21 protein-coding genes are annotated in these 19982 nt (G+C 49.1%); 7 read left to right on the forward strand and 14 right to left on the reverse strand.

Annotation, left to right across the window (positions count from 1 at the left end):
* Positions 1-66: 66 nt before the first annotated feature.
* The 3 genes from ACQ76X_RS00815 to ACQ76X_RS00825 all read left to right on the forward strand — a co-directional run bounded on the left by ACQ76X_RS00815 (position 67) and on the right by ACQ76X_RS00825 (position 3696).
* Entirely contained in the window at positions 67-1611 is a 1545-nt protein-coding gene (locus ACQ76X_RS00815) for a right-handed parallel beta-helix repeat-containing protein (protein ID WP_438490956.1), read from the forward strand.
* Positions 1612-1779: 168 nt separating this feature from the next.
* A complete protein-coding gene (locus ACQ76X_RS00820) occupies positions 1780-2358 on the forward strand; it encodes a TetR/AcrR family transcriptional regulator (RefSeq protein ID WP_438490957.1) in 579 nt (192 codons plus the stop codon).
* Between the two features lie 204 nt (positions 2359-2562).
* On the forward strand, positions 2563-3696 hold the full coding sequence (locus tag ACQ76X_RS00825; RefSeq protein WP_438490958.1) for an NADH-dependent flavin oxidoreductase: 1134 nt from the start codon (positions 2563-2565) through the stop codon (positions 3694-3696).
* Between the two features lie 254 nt (positions 3697-3950).
* Here the strand turns inward: ACQ76X_RS00825 and ACQ76X_RS00830 are convergent, their stop codons facing one another.
* Positions 3951-4835 (reverse strand): SMP-30/gluconolactonase/LRE family protein, encoded by an 885-nt coding sequence (locus ACQ76X_RS00830; RefSeq protein ID WP_438490959.1) that lies wholly within the window; start codon positions 4833-4835, stop codon positions 3951-3953.
* 117 nt (positions 4836-4952) lie between these two features.
* Between ACQ76X_RS00830 and ACQ76X_RS00835 the strand changes: the two genes are divergently transcribed.
* Positions 4953-5585, forward strand: coding sequence for a GyrI-like domain-containing protein (locus tag ACQ76X_RS00835; protein ID WP_438490960.1), 633 nt, complete (start codon positions 4953-4955; stop codon positions 5583-5585).
* Here ACQ76X_RS00835 and ACQ76X_RS00840 read toward each other — a convergent pair.
* The 10 genes from ACQ76X_RS00840 to ACQ76X_RS00885 form a co-directional block, all read right to left on the reverse strand.
* Complete coding sequence (locus tag ACQ76X_RS00840) at positions 5575-6249, reverse strand: hypothetical protein (RefSeq protein ID WP_438490961.1); 675 nt, start codon at positions 6247-6249, stop codon at positions 5575-5577. The two genes, ACQ76X_RS00835 and ACQ76X_RS00840, sit on opposite strands and share 11 nt — an antisense overlap.
* Entirely contained in the window at positions 6242-6931 is a 690-nt protein-coding gene (locus ACQ76X_RS00845; RefSeq protein WP_438490962.1) for a hypothetical protein, read from the reverse strand. Before ACQ76X_RS00845 ends, ACQ76X_RS00840 begins: the two co-directional genes overlap by 8 nt.
* A gap of 13 nt (positions 6932-6944) precedes the next feature.
* Positions 6945-7577, reverse strand: a complete 633-nt coding sequence (locus tag ACQ76X_RS00850; RefSeq protein ID WP_438490963.1) for a YhbD family protein — start codon at positions 7575-7577, stop codon at positions 6945-6947.
* 193 nt (positions 7578-7770) lie between these two features.
* Positions 7771-8385 (reverse strand): 50S ribosomal protein L25, encoded by a 615-nt coding sequence (locus tag ACQ76X_RS00855; protein ID WP_438490964.1) that lies wholly within the window; start codon positions 8383-8385, stop codon positions 7771-7773.
* 275 nt (positions 8386-8660) lie between these two features.
* Complete coding sequence (locus tag ACQ76X_RS00860; protein ID WP_438490965.1) at positions 8661-9626, reverse strand: ABC transporter ATP-binding protein; 966 nt, start codon at positions 9624-9626, stop codon at positions 8661-8663.
* Positions 9619-10602, reverse strand: a complete 984-nt coding sequence (locus ACQ76X_RS00865; RefSeq protein ID WP_438490966.1) for an ABC transporter ATP-binding protein — start codon at positions 10600-10602, stop codon at positions 9619-9621. The genes ACQ76X_RS00860 and ACQ76X_RS00865 overlap by 8 nt, the downstream gene beginning before the upstream one ends.
* 14 nt (positions 10603-10616) lie before the next feature.
* Positions 10617-11477 (reverse strand): oligopeptide ABC transporter permease, encoded by an 861-nt coding sequence (opp4C, locus tag ACQ76X_RS00870; RefSeq protein WP_379144776.1) that lies wholly within the window; start codon positions 11475-11477, stop codon positions 10617-10619.
* Between the two features lie 77 nt (positions 11478-11554).
* Entirely contained in the window at positions 11555-12508 is a 954-nt protein-coding gene (locus ACQ76X_RS00875; protein WP_438490967.1) for an ABC transporter permease, read from the reverse strand.
* 61 nt (positions 12509-12569) lie between these two features.
* Positions 12570-14324, reverse strand: coding sequence for an ABC transporter substrate-binding protein (locus ACQ76X_RS00880; RefSeq protein ID WP_438490968.1), 1755 nt, complete (start codon positions 14322-14324; stop codon positions 12570-12572).
* Positions 14325-14559: 235 nt separating this feature from the next.
* Positions 14560-15462 carry an ArsR/SmtB family transcription factor gene (locus tag ACQ76X_RS00885; RefSeq protein WP_438490969.1) on the reverse strand — a complete coding sequence of 301 codons (903 nt, stop codon included), beginning with the start codon at positions 15460-15462 and terminating at the stop codon, positions 14560-14562.
* Positions 15463-15672: 210 nt separating this feature from the next.
* On the opposite strand from ACQ76X_RS00885, the gene ACQ76X_RS00890 reads away from it, so the two are divergent.
* The 3 genes from ACQ76X_RS00890 (at position 15673) to ACQ76X_RS00900 (ending at position 18195) form a co-directional block, all read left to right on the forward strand.
* Positions 15673-15966: a GNAT family N-acetyltransferase gene (locus ACQ76X_RS00890; RefSeq protein ID WP_438490970.1), complete on the forward strand. Its 294-nt coding sequence runs from the start codon at positions 15673-15675 to the stop codon at positions 15964-15966.
* Positions 15967-16051: 85 nt separating this feature from the next.
* Positions 16052-16903 carry a GNAT family N-acetyltransferase gene (locus tag ACQ76X_RS00895; protein ID WP_438490971.1) on the forward strand — a complete coding sequence of 284 codons (852 nt, stop codon included), beginning with the start codon at positions 16052-16054 and terminating at the stop codon, positions 16901-16903.
* A gap of 221 nt (positions 16904-17124) precedes the next feature.
* On the forward strand, positions 17125-18195 hold the full coding sequence (locus tag ACQ76X_RS00900; RefSeq protein WP_438490972.1) for an SDR family oxidoreductase: 1071 nt from the start codon (positions 17125-17127) through the stop codon (positions 18193-18195).
* A gap of 55 nt (positions 18196-18250) precedes the next feature.
* Here the strand turns inward: ACQ76X_RS00900 and ACQ76X_RS00905 are convergent, their stop codons facing one another.
* From ACQ76X_RS00905 to ACQ76X_RS00915, 3 genes are all read right to left on the reverse strand, one after another.
* A complete protein-coding gene (locus ACQ76X_RS00905) occupies positions 18251-18634 on the reverse strand; it encodes a winged helix-turn-helix transcriptional regulator (RefSeq protein ID WP_342480190.1) in 384 nt (127 codons plus the stop codon).
* A 99-nt stretch (positions 18635-18733) separates the two neighbouring features.
* Entirely contained in the window at positions 18734-19513 is a 780-nt protein-coding gene (locus ACQ76X_RS00910) for a hypothetical protein (RefSeq protein ID WP_438490973.1), read from the reverse strand.
* A 2-nt stretch (positions 19514-19515) separates the two neighbouring features.
* Positions 19516-19968, reverse strand: coding sequence for a flavodoxin (locus ACQ76X_RS00915; RefSeq protein WP_038594296.1), 453 nt, complete (start codon positions 19966-19968; stop codon positions 19516-19518).
* Positions 19969-19982 lie beyond the last annotated feature (14 nt).

The following is a 19982-nucleotide window of genomic DNA, read 5'->3' on the forward strand; positions in this document are numbered from 1 at the left end:
AGAGCCACTTCCGGATGACTGTAGTATAATTACAAGAAAACATTCAGGGAAGGCAGATCCAGCTCAATGCAAACAAAGCGTAAGTTTTTCATACTGAGTTTGGTAGTTGCAACCGTAATGATTATGCTGTTGCAATTGCGTGCCACTTCTACTTCAGCAGCTGCTCCTACTTATTTTGTAGACTCCAAAGGCAACGATGACAATGCGGGCACCAAAAAATCTCCCTGGAGAACGCTCCAGCATGCAGCAGACTCCGCAAAACCGGGCAGCACGGTGTATGTAAGAGGGGGCGTCTATAAACAAAAGCTTAAAATAAGCCGTTCAGGCTCAGCCCGGGAGGGTTCGATCACGTTCGCTAATTTCCCGCAGGAAAGAGCAATCCTTGATGGCAGCGGACTTTCTGTCACAGGACAACAAGGCCTGATTGAGATTGAAAATGCCAGCTATATTACGATAAAGGGGTTTGAAATCCGTAATTTCAGCACAGCAAAAACAGAGCAATTGCCAATAGGTATATTTGTCCACGGTTCTGGTAGCTATATTAAGATACTGAATAACAAAGTACATGATATCAAAAATACTGCAACACCAGCCGGCAGTGACCTGCTTGGCCGGGATGCTCACGGTATCGCTGTGTATGGCACTGAGGCTCCCGCCTCCATTCATCATGTAACGATAGAAGGTAATGAGCTATATAAGCTGGTACTGGGTTCAAGCGAGTCCCTTGTTATCAACGGAAATGTCGATACTTTTGCCGTGACGAACAATCTCATTCATGATAATGACAATATCGGTATCGATCTCATCGGCTTCGAAGGAACGGCGCCGCATCCGTCCTACGATCAAGTGAGAAACGGATTAGTCAGTGGCAATAGAGTATATAACATCACATCTAACTTTAACCCATCTTACGGTACATCACTTCCTAACCATAGCAATGCAGCTGGCGGTATTTACATTGATGGGGGAAAAGACAGCGTTGTTGAACGAAATTACAGTTACAACAACGATATTGGCATTGAAATTGCCAGTGAACATGCAGGGAAATCCACTAGCGAGGTTACCGTGCGGAGCAACATAGTCTACAGTAACCGGTATACGGGAATAGCGCTGGGCGGTTACGATACGGAACGAGGTTCAACAGTAAATAGCAAGATCATCAATAATACCCTATATCACAACAATTCACTAAATGATGGAAGTGGTGAAATTTTGCTACAGTACGATACCAAAAATAATATGATCACCAATAATATCATTTTTGCGAATTCATCGAATGTCTTCATCTATAACGAACAGAAGAAAAACTCGGGGAATGTAGTGGACTACAATCTTTATTACGCTCCCGGAGACGTATCGAAAGCAAGTTGGATTTGGAAAAACCAGGAGTATATCGGTTTCTCCACCTATAAGACCCGTACCGGAAATGATAGCCATTCTGTATTTGCCGATCCTGGATTTGTGAATCAAGCCTCACATGATTTTCACCTTAGAGCTGCCTCCGCCGCAATCGATGTGGGTAAATCTTACAGTTTCATCGTCAAAACCTTGGACATCGACGGTCAAGCAAGACTACGGGGAGCATCAGTTAACATAGGGGCCGATGAGTAACGGCTCATGTACGTCCGATCGTTACGCTAACGGGACATGATAGTTAAATGACATAAGGAAAAGTTGATGAACAGGAGCTCCTTTTTCATTTAGCTAAAGGTCAGCATAGTTTTACTGCGGGAGAGACGTTAGAGCTTACTTGACTTTAATTGAATGATCATTCACCATATGCCTATGAGACATAAAGATGAAAATAAAAGTGAGAGTATTTTTAATGCAGCGATCAAATTGATAAATGAAGAAGGGTTAGCGGAAATTTCGATGTCCAAGATCGCTAAGAAAGCCGGCGTATCTGCTTCAACAATTTACGTCTATTTTGAGAATAAGGAGGATATGCTGAACAAGTTGTACTTGAATGTAAAAAAGAAAATGAGTCAAGAAGTGCTTTTTAAATACGATGACTCGATTTCGATTCAAGCCGCTTTCGAAAATACGTTGAAAAAATTCGCGAATTTTATTCTGAACAATCAGGATGAATTCTTATGTATTGAGCAATTTTCGAACTCCCCTCTCCTTCTTAACTTATCTCGAAAAGAAGGATCAGAGTTGTTTGAGCCGCTCTTTAGCTTGTTTGAAAAAGGCAAAAGACAAAATATTTTTAAACAAGTGGATACAAGCCTACTCCATATCTTCATGTTTTACCCGGTTATGCAATATGTTAAGGAATATTTGAGCGGACAAGTAGAATTGAAGCAGGAAAACTTGAACGAAATAATCCAAATGAGCTGGGAGGCTTTAAAAGCTTGATTTGTAATTTTCAGAGGGAAACCTATTTCAGAATGCTAGAAAATAAAGCCCTCTGAATAATTACAGCTTGTTTTTAATCGAATGATCGTTTATTATTGGCAGTGCTAGCAATAAGCCAGTGAAGAATGGCGTTATTAAATAAACGAACATTCGTTTATTAATCATTCGTTTATTAATCACAATACAGAAAGAGGTATTAAAAGTATGAACGCAAAATACAACAACATGATGGAATCCTTTACCCTCAAGAATGGAATTACCCTTAAGAATCGGGTTGTTATGTCTCCAATGACCACTTGGGCCAGTAATGATGATTACTCAGTTTCAGACGATGAAATAAGATATTACAGAAAAAGAGTAAGAGGCGTAGGTCTAGTAATAACTGGATGTACACATGTTCAACCAAACGGTATCGGTTTTACGAATGAATTCGCCGCTTATGACGATAAATTTATTCCAAGTTTACGCAAATTAGCAGATACGGTGAAAAGCGGAGGAGCTACTGCGGTACTTCAAATTTTCCATGCAGGTAACAAAGCGCTACCGAACCTTACACCAAATGGAGAAGTGGTTAGTTCCAGCGCTGTAGAGACGGAAGCCACTGCATTTGCCCCTTCAATTATACCAAGAGAACTTTCGCACAATGAAATATTGGAAGTAATCCATGCTTTTGGAGAAACAACAAGACGGGCCATTGAAGCAGGGTTTGATGGCGTTGAAATTCATGGAGCGCATGGATTTTTACTTCAAAACTTCTATTCTCCGTTCTTCAACAGACGTGAGGATCACTGGGGAGGATCACTGGAAAACCGCTTGCGTTTCCCTTTGGCCGTTATTCAGAAAATGAAGAATGTCATTTTAAAACATGCTACTAAACCATTTATTATCGGCTACCGGATTTCTCCTGATGAACATCAAAAAGGCGGTCTACGCATGAAGGATACCTATGCATTGGTTGAAAGCCTGATTGAAGAGGATATTGATTATGTACATGCTTCATTGGCCGATGCTCTTTCATCGAAGCCAGCCGACAGCCTAGATGAAAAAACGTATCTAGAACTTATTATTGAACATGTGAATGGTCGAGTACCTGTACTGGCCGCTGGTACTATGGTTACTCCGGATGATGTTGCTAAAGGAATTAATAAGGGGCTATCCCTAGCTGCTATTGGCCACGCATTAATCATGAATCCTGACTGGGTTCAACAGGTTCAAAATGGACAAGAGTCAGAAATCCAAACAGCTATAAAAGCTTCGCTAGTTGGTGAGCTTGAACTTCCAGAAAAACTTTGGGGCGTCATCCAGGCTTCTGGTCCATGGTTCAATATCGAAGAATAACATTGTTATCAAGATATCACTATGAGAGACGCCAATTTAATGTCTATTATTCAACACCTTTGATGTTAACACCAACCATTTTTTCTAAGAATTCACCTTGCCCGATATAAACTCATCTCTCGTTAAACCAACGGAATACCTTAATTCAATAGAGCAACGGCAGTCTGGAACGATATTTCGTTCAAGGCTGCCGTTGTTTCTTATATGTGGGTCAGTCTAACAATTTGTTTGCTTTGAACACCAGATAGCCTCTACTACCGCACTTTACCTGCAAAAACATTGGCCGGCACTCCCTGCACCCCGGCTTTGATCTTAAACAGTCCTCCAGCCAGCGGCCAGTGCTGCAAGTCTTCTTCGCTCATCCCGCTTCTCGCTGTAGTGATGTACAGCTCGTCCAGCGCCTCGCCGCCGAAAGTGCAGGAGGTTACATTCTTGGCCGGCACTTCAACCTTGCCGATCTGCTTCCCGGTGTGCGGATTCCACCGCGAGACACAGCTCCCGCCCCACTGGGCCACCCAGAGCATGCCCTCACGGTCAATCGTCATCCCATCAGGACCGCCTGCACCTTCTGGCAAAGTAAAAACTGTCCTGCGTCCGCTGACTGTCCCGCTCTGCAGATCATAATCCATAACATCCACGCCCCGGGTCGGCGTATCAATGTAATACATCAAGCTGCGGCTGTCATCCCAGGCCAGTCCATTTGAGATGCCGATGTCCGGCAAGACATGGCGCACCTCTCCATGAGGCTCCATGACATACAGATTGCCCGCCCCCGGTGTTGAATCCATACTCATGGTGCCGAACCATAGCCGGCCTGCACTGTCGCATTTGGCATCGTTCAGCCGGTTTCGGGGCAGCTCAGGCTCCACTGCAGCGATAAGCTGCGGCTGCCCGTTCTTCTTGAAGCTGTAGATTCCGTCCTGCAGCGCAAGTATCCAGCCGCCGCCTGCGGCCGGCACTGCCGCACTGACCATGATATCGAAGGAATAGATCTCCTCGCCTTGTCCCATAGGTTCATAAATTCTCAGCTGTCTGCCCTCGATATCAACCCAATGAAGTTTACTTTCCTGTCCGTCCCAGTGGGCGCCTTCCCCAAGCAGTGCTTTCGCGTCAATTACCAATTCAGCTTGTCCAATCATTGAAGCTCCTCCTAATTCATGCCAGTATATTACACTTCTCTTTATTCTACACGCATCCACTTGCCTAATCTACTCCGGTCGAAGATGACAACACAATCTATTGATGAGGTAATTCCTATGAAATACGAATGGAAAAAGCAGGACAAGGCCCTGTATCTGCCCGCCGTAGAACCAGCAATTCTTACAGTACCTGCATTTCCTTACTTTATGCTGCAGGGGGAGGGCAATCCGAACAGCGAAACCTTTGCCGATGCTGTAGGTGTGCTGTACTCTCTGGCTTACGCGGTAAAGATGCTGCCCAAAAAAGGAGCAGCACCTGAGAGCTACTACGATTATACCGTTTTCCCGCTGGAAGGTATTTGGGATCTGAACCCTGAGGGCCGCAAAAAAGCTGTCCTAGACAAAGACGACCTGCTCTATACCTTGATGATCCGGCAGCCCGATTTTGTGACCGCCGATCTTGCGGGTGACATCCTGGAGAAGCTGAAGACAACCAAACCGCATCCACTGCTGCATAAAGCCGCCTTCGGAAGCTCCGAAGACGGCCTAAGTGTGCAAATGCTGCATCTGGGCTCTTACGATGAGGAGCCGCAGAGCTTCGCGCGGATGGAACAATATTGTTCCGAACATGACTTGCAGCGGGTTACCCACACCCACAGGGAAATCTATATTTCAGATGCCCGCAGAACATCGCCGGAGAAGCTGAAGACCGTCCTTCGCTTCCAGGTCTCCCGGCAAGTTACTTCGTAACCTTCACCTGCTGCTTCACGGTAGCACTCTTGTGAATTTCCAGCTTGCTGCGGTATTCCACGATCCCGATTTCGCAGTCTGCACCAATGATGACGTTTTCCCCCCGCACCACTTCTGCACGGGTATTTTGAATGTCTACTTGGTCTCCTTCAATCACCCGTGCAGTGAACAGAATCCCCTTCGACTGAACCTGTTTCAGCAGAGCCCCCGCCTTGCTGCGCTTGATGGTAATGCTGCCTCCCCCGACTTCTGACGATCGGCTGGGTCCAAACAGCACAAGCTCCAGATTGTCTGCATTCAGCAGCCTGCCTACCCTAAGCGCACCGGTCATTTGCAGCTTCTCCGCTTCGCAATCTCCAGACACCTCCAGATCGCCGCTCAACTTGAATCGTTCAGCGCTTAAGCTGCCACACTTTATCTCCCCTTGTCCGTGCAGGGCTCCTGCCGTAAGCCGCTCTTTCACTTCAATTTCACCGGTGAGCTTCAACTTCTCCGTCCGCAGACTACCAGAAATCCCGCTGTTCCCTGTCAAAGAAAAGCTCAGGCAATCCACATCTCCGGCAAACTTGCCTTCACCGGTCACCTTCACATCGAGAAAGCATCCGCCCATAGACGATGAAGTTCCAAGAATTTTCAGATTATTGCACTCAGCATCATTACTCACCGTACTTCTCCACCTTTCTCACACTTGAACCAGGATGCACTTTCAGTTCCGAGCGGTATTCCAACCGCCCGATCCTGCAGCCTATTCCGATTATGACCTTGTCGCCCCGCACAATATCCGCTGTCGTATTTTCCAGTTCAAGATAGTCGCCTTCAATGACCTTGGCAAGCAGCTCTGTTCTAAACCGTGGAATTAACCCGCCCAGCAGTTTGCTCACAAGATGTGAATCCCTCTGCCGGACAATCAGGCTCTCTACACCGATCTCATCCGCCTTGCTTTGCCCCTCAAGAGTGAAATCCATATATCCCGCACTAAGCAAGCCGATTACTGTAAAACTCCCCTCACCCTCAAAACGCTCCAGCTCGCAGCTTCCTGTTACACGAATCATCCCGTTCAGGATACAGTTCTCGCCGCGCAGGGGACCGTCTATCGTGACCATTCCGTCCAGCTGCATTCTCACGGACTCCAAGCTGCCGTTGATTTTGAGCTTTCCATTCACGTCCATTTCTTCTGCTGAAAGATTCCCGTTCATCTGTATAACCCCGTTGCCCTTGAAATTCCGCGCCAGAACCGGCCCGTTCACCCGGCTTACTCCGTCCAAATTAACGTTGTTATAGGTCCCGCCTGCGGCGCCGCTCACTCCGGCCATCTGCAAATCCGGCAGTTGTTTATCAATAAGCATTAACCATTCCTCCTTAATTCACTTTGCCCTTCAGCTGTTCCAGCAAATCCGTGAAAGCGAGTCTGCTAACAAGCCTTACACCCTCATCAAAAACCAGATCGGCTGGAGATGCAGCGAGCAGGAACATACTGACGCCCATTTTGCGGACAAAAAACAGCTCCCAGCTCTTCCCCTCGAACCTCTGCGTATTCACCGTCAGTGTATAGAACAGCCTGTCGGCTTCCTCCAGATTCACCTCGCCTTTGCTAAGCAAGAGGTCAACGGCAAATAGATGTACAATCTGCTCAAAGGCATATTCCTGAACTCCGCCTCCGTCCAACCCACCGAATCTATCCAGGGTCAATTTCGAAACAATGTTACGTTCTAACAATTGCTTCGCCGTCAACGACAGCTTGTAGAGGGTTGAAGTATCACCTAACCTGTCTGCCAGCTCATCCAGTGAAAGATCATCCTTCATGTGGATAATATTATGGATCCGACCCAGAATTCTGTCTTTCGGAAAAAAGGTTTCCTGCCCGGTAAACGTAGATTTGCGGATAAACCACTCCTCGGGAATCAGCTGTTTCCGTTTCCAGCGGTACAACTGCCCGTAAGAAATGCCGGTCAGCTCCAGCAGATCCTTCTTGGAGATCAAATCTTCTTCCATCTTGATCACTCCTTGAAACGATCGTAACATAACACTGTTACGTTGTAAATTATGAAACAGCAAATTTCCCGGCCCCTTACCAAGTCACATCAGCCAAATCAGCCAAATCATTGCACGCAAAAGGAGCAGACAGCTCCTTGTTAAGGAAATGTCTGCTCCTATTTAAACTAAATCTTCAAGTCCGCTAAGTAGCTTATTCTTCCGTCTTGCCCTCTTCGGAAGCCACGGCTGCTGCCGGTTCGGCAGTATCCGTATCCGTCGGCTCTTCAGCAGCGACAGGAGGCGAAATTCGTACGATCAGTGTATCCTCTGGTGTCAATACTTCCCAGCCTTCATGCTTCGGCAGATCGGAGACCAGCAATTGATCGCCAATATCAAGGCCGCTGATATCTACTTCAAAGGTAGCAGTCAGCTTGTCCGGCAAGGTGCGGATATCCAGCTCATAGAGCTCCACCTGCTGACTGCCGCCGCTCTTGACGCCTACAGGATCACCGGTGAAGTGGAAAGCAACCTTGGTGTCCAGCTCAGCCTTCATGTCAATCTGATGGAGGTCCACATGCAGCAGCTTGCGTGAAAGCGGCTGACGCTGCACTTCCTGGATCACCACATTCTTGGAGCCGGAATCCGGCAGCTCCACCTTGAGAATCGCCCGCGGGTTCTTGCCGAGAATTTCGTTCAATGTCTTCGCATCCGCTGTAAAGGATTGGCTATCTGAACCTGCACCGTAGACGACAATCGGTACAAAGCCTTTGCTCCGCTGTGAAGAGGTCGAGCCGGATCTTTCAGTCAAACGTACTGTGGTATTCATGATATTTCCTCCTAAAAGTTTTGTCAGCTTGGGCTGCAATGAAGTACTACGAACAAAACTGGCTTCGAAAGCCTTTGCTTAGTTTTGTCAGCTTGGGCTGCAATGAGTTACTACGAACAACTGACTTAAGTATTAAAAAAACAAGACCAATTAGATGTATAGGTCTAATCAGTCTATTATTAACCATATTTACCTGCTGTGGAAACAGTATAGCACTGCCAGTACACCAAGTCAAAACCGGTAAATATTCAATTATAATACATATTTATAAGAAGTTATGCCAAATGACATGCTACATAATGGCCTCCGCCGGCATCGCGGAAAACCGGAATCTGCGCCTTACAGACCTCCACGGCAAACGGACAGCGGGTATGGAATTTGCAGCCGGAAGGCGGGTTTGCAGGGCTCGGAATATCGCCTTGCAGCACAATCCGCTCCCGCTTCAGCTTCGGAATCGGAACAGGAACCGCCGAAAGCAGCGCCTTGGTATACGGATGCAGCGGATGGCGGAACAATTCGTCCCGAGTCGCTGTCTCCACCATGGAGCCCAGATACATCACACCGATCCGGGAGCATAAATGCTCCACTACGCTGAGATCGTGGGAAATAAACAAATAAGCCAGTCCCTTACTCTGCTGCAGCTTGCTGAACAAATTGATGATCTGGGCCTGAATGGACACATCCAGTGCCGAGACCGGCTCATCGGCTATGATGAGGTCAGGATTCAGGATCAGCGCCCGCGCAATTCCGATCCGCTGGCGCTGGCCGCCGGAGAACTCATGCGGGAAGCGGTCGATATGATAGGAGGACAAGCCGCAGGCTTCAAGCGCATCCAGCACCAGTCCCCGGACCTCCGCTTTGGAGCAGAGTCCGTGATCCAGCAGAGCTTCGCCGATGGCGTCACCAACCCGGACTCTGGGATTAAGCGCGCTGTAGGGGTCTTGAAAAATCAGCTGCATCCGGGGCCGCAGCTGGCGCATCTCAGCGGGTGAAAGGCTGTGAATGTCCACACCCTTAAACTTAACCTCGCCGGCTGTTTTTTCGGTCAGCCGCAGAATGGTCCGGCCTACCGTACTTTTGCCGCTGCCGGATTCCCCGACAAGCCCGAAGGTCTCACCCGGCTGAAGCCGGATGCTGATATCGTCCACAGCTTTAACATGTCCTACCGTACGGCTCAGCAGACCTTGCGTAACCGGAAAATACTTCTTCAAATGATTAACTTCAAGCAGTGCCTCAGACATGGACTTCCGCCTCCTCATACAGCCAGCAGGATACTTTCTGCCCGCTGCCCGTCTCCTGGAGCTGCGGCTGGCGGCTGCGGCAGACCGGCATGCAGTGCTCACAGCGGTCATGGAAATAACAAGACGGAGTCAGCGTAAGCGGATTAGGCACCTGCCCCGGGATTGAATACAGCTCCTCTTGACGTTGGCCCATCACAGGCTTTGACTTCAGCAGACCTCGTGTGTAAGGATGTTTGGGATTCTTAAACAGTTCGACAACCTCGCCCTCCTCGACGATTTTGCCGGAATACATCACAATCACGTAGTCAGCCATCTCTGCCACGACCCCAAGGTCATGGGTGATTAGCAGGATCGACATTTTGGAGCTTTCCTTGAACCCGCGCAGCATATCCAGAATTTGCGCCTGGATCGTAACATCCAGCGCCGTAGTCGGCTCATCGGCTATCAGCAGCTTTGGATTGCAGGAAATAGCGATGGCGATCATGATCCGCTGCAGCATTCCCCCGCTCAGCTCATGCGGGTAACTGTCGGCAATCTGCTCAGGCCGGGAGATCCCCACTTGCTGGATCAGCTCAATCGCCCGCAGCCGGGCTTCTTTTTTCTTCATTTTCAAATGAACGGTCAGCGGCTCCATAATCTGCTCCCCGATCTTCATTACCGGATTGAGCGATGACATCGGTTCCTGAAAGATCATGGCAATCTCGTTGCCGCGGATCGCCCGCAATGTATTTTGATCTAGCTGCAATAAATCTTCTCCCTGAAAATCTATACTTCCTCCGGCAACCCGCCCTCCGGGCTTCTCCACCAGTCCCATAATCGACATGGCGGTTACGCTTTTGCCGCAGCCGGATTCCCCGACAATGCAGACCGTTTCCCCTTCGTGTACCTGGAAGCTTACATTATCAACGGCTGTTACATTCCCTTCTTCTGTGAAGAACTTGGTGCTGAGACCGTCTATCGTCATTAAATCCTTCATCGGATGTTGGACACCTACCTCTTCTGTTTAGGATCAAGCACGTCTCTGAGGCCGTCACCGAATATATTAATGGCAATGACCGTGGCGAATATCGACAGACCCGGCGGAATCCACAGCCAAGGGCGATTCTGGAAATCGATCATATTATTCGCAGCATCAATCATGTTCCCCCATGTCGGCGTCGGCGGCATAACCCCCAAGCCGAAAAAGCTGAGTACGGATTCGCTGAGGATCGCTCCGCCGATGTTAAGCGTCGCCATCACGATCAGCAGTGGAACGATGTTCGGAAGCAGATGGTTGAACAGCTTTCGGCGGTCGCTAAGCCCCAGCACTACCGCAGCCTGCATGAATTCGCGTTCCCGCAGGCTGAGCATTTGGCCTCTCACCATCCGTGCCAGACCCGGCCAGTTCACGATACTCAGCATAAGCATAACAATATACATCCGGTAGTCCGTCGGAATCTTCCATTCCGACAGCAGCGCACCGAAGATGAACAGCAGCGGCAGACTGGGAATCGTCATCAGCAGATCAGCAATACGCATAATGATCTGATCAGCAATTCCGCGGTAATAACCGGCTATCGCCCCCAGAAGGGCGCCGAGAAATACCGACAATACCATCGAAGCAAGTCCGACTGTAAGCGAGATGCGTCCGGCCTGCATCACCCGCGTCAGTATATCGCGGCCCAGCGCATCCGTTCCCAGCCAATGCTTGAGATTCGGCGCTTTATTCATCATGGCCATATTGATTTTGTTATCTGTATACGGCGAGAACAAAGGTCCGATAAAACAAAGAACAAACATAAATACAACGACTACAAAACCGGATACCGCCAGCTTGTTATGAAGCAGTCTCCGTATTGATTGCCGGAACAGTGAAGATTTCTGGACTTTGGCTGCAGGCCTGTGAAGCTCGTTTAAAGTGCTGTTAGCTGCCACAATGTCATCCCCCTCTATAACCGGACACGCGGATCGGCAACCCGGTACAAAATATCCGAGAGTAGCGTTCCGATCACGGTCAGAATGGCAAGCAGCATCGTAAAGCCCATCAGCAGAGGATAATCCCTCAGCCCGAAGGACTTCATATAAAGTTGGCCGATGCCCGGCCAGTTGAAGATCTGCTCGATAATAATCGACCCGCCGAACAGCGCCGGAAGCTCGAAACCAACGAGCGTAATAGCCGGCAGCAGCGCATTTCTCAGCGCATGGGTGAACAGCACCTTCCGCTCCTTTAAGCCCTTGGCCCGGGCTGTGCGGATATAATCCTGTTTCAGCACATCTATCATATTGCTGCGGAAATACCGGGTAAGTGAGCCCAGCCCCAGCAAGGTCATCACTATAACCGGCAGCGTCATATGACGCACAACATCTTTGAGATATACCATACCGGCAGCATTGCTGCCTGTAGTCGTCATTCCGCCAGGCGGCAGCCATTTGAAGTCAACCGCCAATATTTTAATCAGGAATAGGCCGATAAAAAAAGACGGAAGCGACATCGCCGCGAATATGGCAATCATCACCAGCGTATCAAACCAGGAGTACTGCTTATAGGCAGAAATCACTCCGATAATGATCGCGATAACCCAGGTCAGAAAGGTCGATACCGCCGCCAGCAAAAAAGAATTCCAGATATAGTCGTTGAACAGCTGAAGCACCGGCTTCTGCTGGGCGAGCGAATATCCGAAATCCCCGTGCAGTGCATTTTTCATCCATATGCCATAACGTTCAAGCACCGGTTTGTTCAGGCCGTAGATCTCCCGCAGCTCCGCCTTGCGTTCTGCAGTCAGCTTGATATTCCCGGTGATAAAGTCCCCCGGCGTAGTAGCATAAAGGCAAAAAATGAGCAGTGATGCCGCAAACAGAATGATGAATATATACAGCAGTCTTTTTGTCAAATAAGTACTCATGATTGGCTCCTTATGGATTCGTCCCCTGCCGTTGCATACCTGGCAGGGGACGAACAGTTAATTATTGCAGAGTCCAGTCCGGCAGGCTGCCGGCAAGCCCGATGAATGGGCTGACCGTAAGATTCTGGATGCGGCCGTTATAGGCATACACTGTCTTTTTGTAGCTGGTGAAAATGATCGGAAGTTCATCATTTAACAGCTGGTACAGCTCTTTGTAGACTGCCTTACGTTGCTCAATATCGGTAGTGGCCAGTGCTTTATTGTACAACTCCAGGAATTTCGGATTTTCGTAATCGGTAATTTCACCGTCGAAGAATTGCATGAATCCGTCAGCCGGATCGGTCAGCATAGGTGTGGAGAAGGATACGAGATCATAATCCCCGCCTTCCACCTTCGAAACCAGCGAGTTAAAGTCTGCGAAAATTTCCGGTTGAAACTCAATGCCCAGCGCTTCAAAGTTCTCTTTGGCTACAGCAATGAAAATGTCGGTGTTTTTACTCTTGGAGCCCAGATAGTGAATGCTGAGCGGTTTGCCGTCTTTTTCGCGGATACCGTTCGCACCAACAGTCCAACCGGCCTCATCCAGCAGCTGTTTGGCTTTTTCCGGATCATATTTATAAGGATTGATGCCCTCTTCCGTATATGACCAGGAGATCGGCGATGCCGGAATATTGGCAATGGAGCCTGCACCCTGGGCAGCGTCCACGTAAATACTCTGACGATCAAGGCCGTAGACTATCGCCTGTCTCACCAGCTTATCCTTGAGCTGCTCGTGCTTCAGGTTAACCTGCATGTAGCCGTAAGTACTCGGTGTATAAGGAATGATATTCACATACCCGAGTCCCTTCAGCTTTTCGATATTTTCTTCTGTGGCACTGAAGGAAGCATAGTCGACTTCTCCTGTCTCCAGGAACTGCCAAACGTCGCCCTCAGAGGTTTTGTAAATGAAATGTTCGGTCTTCGGTTTGCCTTTGAAGTAGTTCTCATTAGCCACCAGCCGAACTTCTTGCCCGGGGATGAATTTCTCCAGCTTGTAAGGACCGTCGCCAAGCGGTTTCTCATGCAGCTTCTTGATGTACTCCAGCTCACCGAATTTGTAGTCCTTGCCATAATAGGCTTTCGACAACACATTGGAGCCAAGTACCACAAGTGCCGTAGCATTTGGCTGATCCAGCGTTACCGAGATCGTCTGCGGGTCAATAACCTTAATGCCTTCGATGCTTTTAGCAGTACCTTCTTTGTAAGCTTTGCCGCCCTTCACATTGAGCGAAGGCAGCGAGGACCCGCCGTCATAAGTCTTGTCATATTGAATCGTCCAGGTAAAAGCCACATCATCCGCAGTGAGCGGTGAGCCGTCGCTGAATTTCAGGTCTTTGTGCAAATGGAAGGTGTATGTAAGCTGATCCTCCGACACATCCCAGCTTTCGGCAAGCTCCGGAGTAGGAACACCTTTGTCATCTACCGTTACCAGTGAAGCATAAAGTAGAGAAGAAACGTTGCCGTCATAACCACTTTCCTGGAAATAAGGTGTAAACGCGCCGCTGGGGTCGGTGAGTCCGACGATTATCGTATCCGTACGGTTCTGGGCAACTGCGGGCAGCTTCGACAAGTCGGTTGCCGTGAAAGGCTCGCTGAGTGCGCCAGCCGGCACTGGTGCCGGTGAAGCTGCCGCTTCGGTTCCGCCAGTATCTGCAGAGGCCGTAGCCGGGGTGTCCACAACTTCAGAGTTGTTCGCACTGCCGTTGTCCGAGCAGGCCGACAGCAGCAGTGAACCTGCTATCAGTAAGGTGGACAATAAAATCGTACTTTTTCTCACAAAATCATCTCTTTTCTCTCCATTTTATAAAGACTGATAATTCCTACCTACTAAGTATGATTAATGACCGATAGTTCACATTATAGAAAGTAAATTCTGTTCTGTAAAGAGAGAACTTAAAAATAATTCTCCACAAACAGAATTCACTGGCGTTTTTTCCATTACAAAAAAAGCCAAAGCTTCTCTTCAGCAGAGAATACCTTGGCTTTGTAAAGGATTATAGGGTGTACCGGGTTCAATTCAAATATTTAAAAAGCTGCTCATTCATCCGGTGAATCCCCTCCAGACGGAGGCTGTATGCGGTGACATTCTCCCCTTCGATGTAGGCATGTAGCAGGCCGGCACACCGGAGACTGAAAATATGATCATGTACGATCCCTTTGGAGATGCCCGCTTGCTTTACGATTTCCGTGAATGTTTTGCGTTCTCCGCCGAACGATTGAAGAATCTTCAGCCGGCTTTTTTCACCCAGACTGCGTAGAGTCCTGTACATGAACGGTGATATTTCCTCATCTGTGACCATAATTCTCGCCGCATAATGACAAATGGTCAAAGTGCCGAAGTTGTAAATAATGTTGACAGGCTGAAAATGAAACTGCGGGATTAGCACCAGCCTGCGCAGTCCGTCCCCCGGCAAGAAATAGAAACCATTGGTTGTCTTGTTGACAAAATCGGAAGTATTGTTTGTCTTGAGTTCCCGGTTCCGTTCCTTCGTATGCTCCTGCAGCTTAGCGAGAATGGCGGGATCACTGGTGCTGAAGTATTGCCGGTTCCATTCGGTTAACAGGTAGGTCATCCGGCTGCGGAACTGCTCCATCTGGACAGGAAACACACTGACATGCCCGGCAAGGGTTTCGTATATTTCACCGACCGACAGACTTTCCAGCCAGTTCAGCGCACTCTCCACATTTTGTTTGGCCGGACATAAATAGATCAGCAGGTTCAGCAGCTTCCAGTCATTCCCGAGATCTGTTTCCTCCAGTGCACTAAGAAGCCCTGGACTAAGCTTGCCTGCCACTTCGGCAGCCCACGGGGTACCCAGATCAATTTTTTTATTGGATTTCTTGCAGATAAATGTATGTATGCTGTTTACTAACTCATAAACCGGCTCAAACTGAACCTCTATCTCGTATTCCATGGGCTTTCCTCCTGATGCAACTTCTATTCGTTACAGCGTTAGTGTCTTAATCTTAGGGCATGAAGCAGCGTAAGTGCAAGTCATTCCGCATCCCCTTCCAGCTGGTGTTAAGTTCTTCCATGAAAACAGGCAGTCATTGTGTACAGTTCTCGCTTTTTCCAAATCAGGGTAGTAAAATAAAGGCATTACATTTAGGCAGGAGTGAAGAATATGGAACTGATTGAACAAGGAGAAGGACGTTTCTATATTGCAGGCGACGGTAAGGACCTTGCCGAGATTACATACAGACTGGAAGAGGCTACTGGAACACTGGTCATTGACCATACCTACGTCTCTGAGGAGCTGCGCGGTCAAGGTGCCGGTGAAAAACTTGTACGGGCGGTTGTGGACAAGGCCCGTGAAGAGGATTTGAAGATTGTCCCCGTGTGCTCTTATGCTGCGCATCAATTCAAAAAACATGAAGAGTACTCGGATGTACTCAGCGGAGACGGAAACCGGTCTTAAGACCATGCCCGTTTCCTTAAATACTATGAATCTATGGGAGCTAAAGCTTCATCGCTGAGCGCCCACAACCTTAGGAGGAAACGGTTTGACTACAGCTGACACTTTAAAAGATATAGAAGAATTGCAGCAGCGCTGCGAGCAATACGAGGGAATCTCCCTCAAATTGAATTGGGATATGCTGCGGCTGCCTTCGGCCGCCGACGGAACAGAGTGGCTGGTAACCTACGAAGAGGAGCTGCTGGTTGGCTTCATCGGACTGTACAGCTTCGGCAGCGATATGGAGATCTGCGGCATGGTCCGCCCGGGTTACCGCCGACGCAGAATTTTCACCTCCCTTTGGAAGCGGGCCCAGAGCATTATCAAGCAGAAAAAGGTTATCGCCCTGCTGCTGAATGCTCCCTCCAATTCGGCTTCAGCCTCGGCATTCCTACAGACAATGCCGCTGGTCTTCAATCATGCCGAATACCAGATGAGATGGGATGGAATCACCTTGCCGCAAGGCTCTGGAGCAGCCAGTTCTGCTGCCGGTACTGTGGTGCTGCGTCCCGCACGCGAGGACGAGGAATCTATCCTCATTAAACTGGACAGCGGCGGCTTTGACATGTCAGAAGAGGACGCGGCCGAAGAATATGAAATGCATAAACATGAAGGACTGCAGGAGCATATCATCATTGAAATGAATGGGCAGCCTGCCGGTAAGATGCGGCTGTACACGGAGGATAACGAAACCTGGATTTACGGATTTACGGTCGACCAGAAGCTGCGCGGGCTCGGCATCGGACGCAGTGCACTGCTGCAGACCATCGAGCGGGAGCGGCGCAATTATAACGGTGTGAATCTGGAGGTTTCACTGGACAACCCCAATGCGCTCAAGTTATATGAGAGCTGCGGATTCGTTATTCTTAACAAGCAGGATTACTACCGCTATACAGGTTGAATTCTCTGCCTATCTAGAGCAGCATAAATAGTACAACATACAGCAGCCCCTTGTCGCTTGGCACCCTTCGCCAGCAGCAAGGGGCTTTCTTGATTGCCGGTGAGTCCAGCTCCTTATGTTACCTGCAGGTTCCTATATGACTTCAAAGTGCGTACTATTCATCCCTCCTCCCGCGATCCATACTTGGGGTGTATCCAATACACAGAGAGAGGACAATGAATATGAATTCAAAAGAACATACACCGCAAAAAACAGCCCTCGTTGTCGGCGCAGGCGGCGTGATTGGACGCAATCTGATCGAACATCTCATTACGCTGCCCGAATGGGACATTATCGGCGTGTCACGCCGGGGTGGAGAGAATACTACGCGCATCCGCTACATTTCCGCCGATTTGCTCGACCCTTTGGACGTCCGCCAAAAGTTAGGCAGCCTTTCGGAAGTGACACATATTTTTTACGCAGCCTATCAGGATAAGCCCACCTGGGCGGAGCTTGTCCCCCCAAACCTCGCCATGCTGGTTAACGTAGTAGATGTTATTGAACCGGTGGCCCATGCTCTGCAGCACATCAGTCTTATGCAGGGCTATAAAGTGTATGGCGCTCACCTTGGACCCTTTAAAACGCCTGCCAGAGAAACCGATCCCAATCATATGCCGCCGGAATTCAATATTGATCAGCAGAACTTTCTTGAAAAGCGGCAGCAAGGGAAAAGATGGACCTGGTCAGCACTGCGACCTTCCGTCGTCGGCGGGTTTGCACTTGGCAATCCTATGAACCTTGCCCTCGTTATTGCCATATATGCCTCCATGTCGAAGGAGCTTGGGTTGCCTTTGCGTTTTCCCGGTAAACCGGGGGCCTATCATAGCTTGCTCGAAATGACTGACGCAGGGCTGCTGGCGAAAGCGACCATATGGGCAGCAACCGATACGCGCTGTGCTAATCAGGCTTTTAATATTACGAACGGCGACCTGTTCCGCTGGAGTGAGATGTGGCCCAAAATCGCCGCGTATTTTAATCTTGAAACGGCTCCGCCTCTTCAGATGTCGCTGTCTGTAGTCATGGAGGACAAGGAGACACTGTGGAATAACATGGTAGAGAAGTACGGCTTGGAAAAAAACAGCTATCAGAGCGTATCATCCTGGGCATTCGGGGACTTTGTCTTCTCCTGGGATTACGATTTTTTTGCAGACGGTACTAAAGCACGCCGCTTGGGCTTCCATGAGTTCGTAGAAACGGAGAGTATGTTCATGAATATTTTTGACGGGCTCCGAAAAGCCAAGGTTATCCCTTAAGCAATACGCTTGTATGTATGATTGCTTTTCTTAAGAGAAACGACCGGTCCCTGGTTCAGAGGCCGGCCGTTTTATCATTCCACTCACGTTCAGACAATACAATGGCCCGATCACCGTACACCCGTTCAATGTGCGTATCGCCCCATTTGCACAGAAGGTGAAGAATTGCTTTTAGACTCCAGCCATATTCCGTCAGCTCATACTCTACTCTCGGTGGAACCACATTATAAGAAGTCCGCTTTATGACTCCGTCCTCTTCCAATTCCCGCAGCTGCTGCGTTAGCACCTTCTGTGTAATAGCAGGCATCAGGCCCATCAGTTCCCCATTGCGTTTCTTGCCAAACGTAAGAAAGAATAGAATCACCGGCTTCCACTTGCCTCCGATCACTTCAAGCGTCGCTTCCACTGCGGTGTTATAGGTTTTAATTGTTTCCGGCATTGGCTGGAACACCTCCTGCCCTTAACCATATCTTCATGTCCCCTGCTTGGCAAGCCTATCGCGCTCCGGGAAGGAATGGATAGTCCACTTGGTTACGGATTACATTAATCCGTATCTTCCGAAGGATTCCTCACTTTTCTCGTTCCTGCGCTCCCCGTATTTTAATGCAGGATAGGCCATGGCTTCGCCCTCCAGGAATACAGACAACAATCGCACATAATCAAGTGATTCGCCAAGCGGTACACCTGCTCCGTCAAAGATATGCCGGCGGCCGTCAAGCAAAGTATATATTTCAATGGTTTCAGCTGGTTCTCCATAAGCCTTATGGCAGAACACATTAGCCATGTGCAGAAATCCGGTGATCACATCTTCATTTCCCTTCACCATAAATTTCTGGATATTCAAGCAGCGTCCATTTAATGCGGAATTCCAGGCCAGTTGAAAAATCATCGCCAGCTCGATCGCCAGCTCCGGTACCGGAACATGCCACTGCTCATAGAGCATCACCGGCACCTCGCGGGTATGATTCCCGGAGACAATGCGCATCAGCTCGTCAGCCACCGCCGTTTTGATATCCCAATAGTGCATTAGCGAAGGAAAAGCTGTTCCTTTGGGCGGCCAGCGCCGCTCCAGCAGAAATTGGATAGGCGTCTCCCTGCGCACCTCTGGCTGCAGACTGTAGAAATCGTTAAGAGTGTGTCCTACTGCATACTGGACTTGCTGCCTCCAGCGCGGAAGCCCTGTGGCCGCAGCCCCTCCGGTAGGATCCTCGGCTCCGCCCAGCATGATATGCTCCATGCGGAAATCGTTAAGCCGGCTGTAGCCTGCGTCCGGCACTTCCCTTCTTCCCGCCACCTGATATCCTGCCGCGCCGCCCATTCTTAAGAAACCGCCGCGCAGGTTTCGATAAATTGACGACCGAAATTCCGGCAGGCCTCTTTCTCGGCAGCGTTCGGACCGTATTCAATCTTCAAGCTTTCCTGAACTATCTCTGCGCCGCGTTCCTTGAGTTTCTCCTCAATCTGATTCACGGCTCCGCAATAGATTTCATATCCGGTGTCCCCGCTTCCGAAAGCAGCTGCCTTATAAGCCGTCAGATCCAGATCATCCATCTCCTCATAAAAATCTAAAAATTCATCAGGCAACTCACCGTCACCCCAGGTATAGGCGCCAAGCAGCACGCCCTCATAAGCTTTTATCTCATCCGCATTGCAGTCGGTGACCGATTTCAGAACGGCCTCTCCGCCTGCCTGGCGTATTCCTTCCACAATCAGCTCAGCAATCTCTTCCGTATTGCCGGTCAAGCTGGCATATGCCACGAGCACCTTAGCCATGAATCTGTTCCTCC

It is taken from the genome of Paenibacillus sp. IHBB 3054 (genome assembly GCF_051594305.1).
In the GTDB taxonomy this organism is placed as follows: domain Bacteria; phylum Bacillota; class Bacilli; order Paenibacillales; family Paenibacillaceae; genus Paenibacillus_AQ.